4 protein-coding genes are annotated in these 3,603 nt (G+C 63.7%); all 4 read right to left on the minus strand.

Annotated elements, in window-relative coordinates:
* Positions 1 to 614, minus strand: a 614-nt coding sequence (locus EN949_RS33745; protein WP_164782634.1) for an ABC transporter permease, incomplete at its 3' end; no start/stop codon positions are given.
* 145 nt (positions 615 to 759) lie between these two features.
* Positions 760 to 1,800 (minus strand): sugar ABC transporter substrate-binding protein, encoded by a 1,041-nt coding sequence (locus EN949_RS33750; RefSeq protein ID WP_013532176.1) that lies wholly within the window; start codon positions 1,798 to 1,800, stop codon positions 760 to 762.
* 39 nt (positions 1,801 to 1,839) lie between these two features.
* A complete protein-coding gene (locus tag EN949_RS33755; protein ID WP_063167797.1) occupies positions 1,840 to 2,604 on the minus strand; it encodes an ATP-binding cassette domain-containing protein in 765 nt (254 codons plus the stop codon).
* On the minus strand, positions 2,601 to 3,603 hold a 1,003-nt coding region (locus EN949_RS33760; RefSeq protein ID WP_164782635.1), incomplete at its 5' end, for an ROK family protein. The genes EN949_RS33755 and EN949_RS33760, both read right to left, overlap by 4 nt.

The raw sequence follows: 3,603 nt of genomic DNA on the forward strand, positions 1-3,603 counted from the left end.
ATCATCACCAGATGCCGGCCGAGCGGCGTCTTGGCCATGATCAGCGAAAAGACCACGAAACAGCCAACCGCGATCCAGGCGGTGAGCGGCAGGCCGACAAGGCGCTGGATGCCGAACCAGCGGATGGCCGGCGCCAGGTCCTGCGCCGAGCGGCCGCCCGACACGACCAACACGAGGCCGCGCACCCAGATGTAGGACGCCAGCGTGATGATGAAGGCGCTCATCTTCACCTTGACCACCAGATAGCCGTTGAAGGCGCCGATGAGACCCCCGACTGCCAGCGCCAGCAGCAGCGAAACCGGAACCATCAGCCACTCGGGATGCAGCTGCACGCCCATGCCGATGCCCGACGAGCAAAACAGGATGCCGACCGCCATGGCGCTGAGCGCTGCGACGGATTCGACCGACAGATCCATGTGACCGGCGATGATCACCAGCGCCAGGCCGATCGACATGACGCCGAGCACGCTCGAAGCCTCGATGATATTGGCGAAGATGCCGAGCTGAAAGTAGTTCGGGACGAAGATGGAGAAGACCACCAGCACGAACAGCAGCATGAACCAGACGAGGTTGTCGAGTACGAACTCCAGGGCTTTGCGTGTGCGCGGGTTCATGGGTTGATCCGGTTGGCGCCCCCGCGAAATCAACTCGATTTCGTCGGGTTCAGGCGCGGATTCAAATTCGCCACGGCATCCTTTCGGACGCGGCGGTGTGAAAGGCAGGCTCCGGGCCGCTACGGCCCGGAGCGCTTTCAGATGACTATTCGACCGACTTGACGGTGTCCGTCGGCGGCTTCTGGTTGCCCCAGAAGGCCGGATTATCGACGTTTTCCTTGGTGATCGCTGCACCGGGGATCTTGATGTTCGGACCCCAGGCTTCCTTGGTCACGGTCGATTTCAGGCCGAGCACGTCGTATTCGCCGGGCTTGATTTCCTGCTTCTTGACGATCTTGTCCATGAACATGGCGACAGCCGCGGCCTGCGCGTAAAGCGGCTGCTCGATTTCGGCGTTGAGCCAGCCCTTGCGGATCAGGTCGAGGCCGACCGGAGCGCCGTTCGAGCTCATCAGCATGACGTCGCCCGGCTTCTTGCCGGCCGCCTCGAGCGAGGCGACGGCGGCGACCGATAGGTGCGCGGCATGGCTGAAGATCAGGTCGATGTCGGGGTTGGCCAGCATCTGGTCGGCAACGATTGTGCCGGCATTGCTGGCTTCCCATTGCATGGCCGGAAGCGAGATGATCTTGACGTCCGGAAATGCCTTCATCTTCTCCTCAAAACCCTTCTGGATGTCGAGCGTGTAGGGATCGCCGGGGTCGCCGAGCACCTGCAGAACCTTGCCCTTCACCGAGCCGTTCTTGGCTTTCAGCAGCTTCTCGGCCTGATCCGCGGCGACGTAGCCGATCTCGACCGTTCCGGCGACAGAGGTGAAGTCGGACGGGGTCGAGGTGATCTGGCGGTCGAACTCGACCACCGGGATGCCGGCGGCGCGCGCGGCTTCGATGGACGGTTTCAGCGCATTGAAGTCGACTGCAGCCAGGATGATGGCCGCCGGCTTCAGCGCGATGACATCGTTCATCTGCGATTGCTGGGCGTCGGTCTTGTTGTCGGCGTTCAGCGTCTTCATCTCGTAGCCGGTCTGCTTCAGGAACAGTTCCAGCGCGCTCACCGAGCCGGTCTGGAACTCGTCCAGCAGGGTCGGCACCATATAGTAGACGATACCCTTGGACTGGGCGAATGCCGGCGTGAGCGTGGCAAAGGCCAGTGCAAGGATACCGAAGACAGCAAGAAGTATTCGCTTCATGTCGTTCGCTCCTCTTAAGCCGGACCCCTCTTTTGTCCCTCAGCCTGTCGGTCCGGCACCGGCAAGCGTCTCACCGGTGATCATGTTGATCACCGCGTCGGGACTTGTTTTATTGCGTGCGACATCGCCGGCCACGACGCCCTGGCGGATCACCACGATCCGGTCGGCGACCTGAAAAGCCTGCTGCATGATATGGGTGATGATGACGACGCCGATGCCCTGGTTGGCCACCTGGCGGATCATGTCGAGACCGCGCCGCGTCTGTTCGACACCGAGGGCGGCGAATGGTTCGTCGAGCAGCACCAGCTTGCCGCCCCAGTGCACGAAGCGGTTGAGTTCGATGGCTTGCCGCTGGCCGCCCGAAAGATGCTCGACATTGGCGCGCAGCGAGGGAATGCGGGTGCCGGCATTGGCCAGCGCCTTTCCGACGACGGCTTCCATGGCGCGCTCGTCAAGCACGGGAATGCCGAGAAACTTGCGGGTGATCTCGCGGCCCATGAAGAAATTGGCGACCACGTCGACGTTGGTGCACAGCGAGAGATCCTGGTAGACGGTCTCGATGCCGGCCGCCTTGGCCTCGGCCGGTGATTTGGCGAGGAATTCCTTGCCCTCGAACAGCATGCGGCCCGATGTCGGCTCCAGTCCGCCTGATATGATCTTCACCAGTGTCGATTTGCCGGCGCCGTTGTCGCCCAGCAGCGCCACGACCTCGCCCTTGTCGATCGAGAAGCTGATCCCCTTGAGCGCTTCGATCGCGCCATAGTTCTTGGTGACGTTGTCGAGCACCAGCAGGGGTTCACTCATGCCGCAATCTCCCTGCCTTTGAGAAGGTCGCGCTCGCGTTCGCGTTCGGCCGCGAACATCTGCCCGAAGCGAGGTGACAGAACCCCGGAAACCGCCAGGGCGGCGGCGCCGCGCAGCACGGAATGCTGTCCGCCGCGCGCGACCACGACCCTGGGCGTCGTGCGGTCCTTGCGGGCCGAGACGGAGTTGTGCAGGCCTGCGGCCGAACCAGCCAGCATTTCGAGCAGGTCGGTGGATGCCAGCCCGCCGAGGATGACCGTCTCCGGGTCGAACAGGTTCTCGATGACGGCGACGGCGTTGTGAAAGATCGGTGCGACTTCGGCCACCCAGTCGGCCTCGCTGCCGTTCCAGCGCCGGAGCGCCTCGAGCGACAAATATCTTTCGAGGCAGCCGCTGTTGCCGCACGGGCAGGCCTCGCCGCCGGGAATGACGGGAATGTGTCCGATCTCGCCGGCATTTCCCCAGGCGCCGCGCAAGGCGCTGCCGTCATGAACCATGACGCCGCCAAGGCCGACGCCGAAATAGAGATAGTAATATTCGGAAAACTGGGCGCCGAGGCCATAAAGGCGCTCGCCCATGGCGGCCGCGGCCATATCGGTTTCAAAGAAGGCCGGCAATCCGGTGGAGGCCGCCAGCCGTTCGCGCAGCGCGACATCCTTCCAGCCGGTCATGGTGGTCGGCCCCACGAAACTCATGGACTCCACGTCGAATGGGCCGGGCAGGGCCATGCCGACCCCCAGCACCCGTCCGCCAGCCCGCAGCCGGGTCAATTCCACCACCATCGCCCCGATCAACTCGAAGGCGCGGTCCGGCGTCGCGTTCGGCGCTTCGCGGTAGATGCTCTCGATCACGTCGCCGCTCAGATTGATCAAGGCGGCGCTGATACCAAGCGGAGTGATGTGGATACCCACGGCATAGCCGCCCTCGGGGTTGATCCGGAGCGTCGCCGGCGGCAGGCCGCGCCCCCTCGGCTCTTCGCGCAGCGACAGGATGTAGTCC

The organism is Mesorhizobium sp. M7A.F.Ca.US.007.01.2.1 (assembly GCF_003998165.1).
In the GTDB taxonomy this organism is placed as follows: Bacteria; Pseudomonadota; Alphaproteobacteria; order Rhizobiales; family Rhizobiaceae; genus Mesorhizobium; species Mesorhizobium ciceri.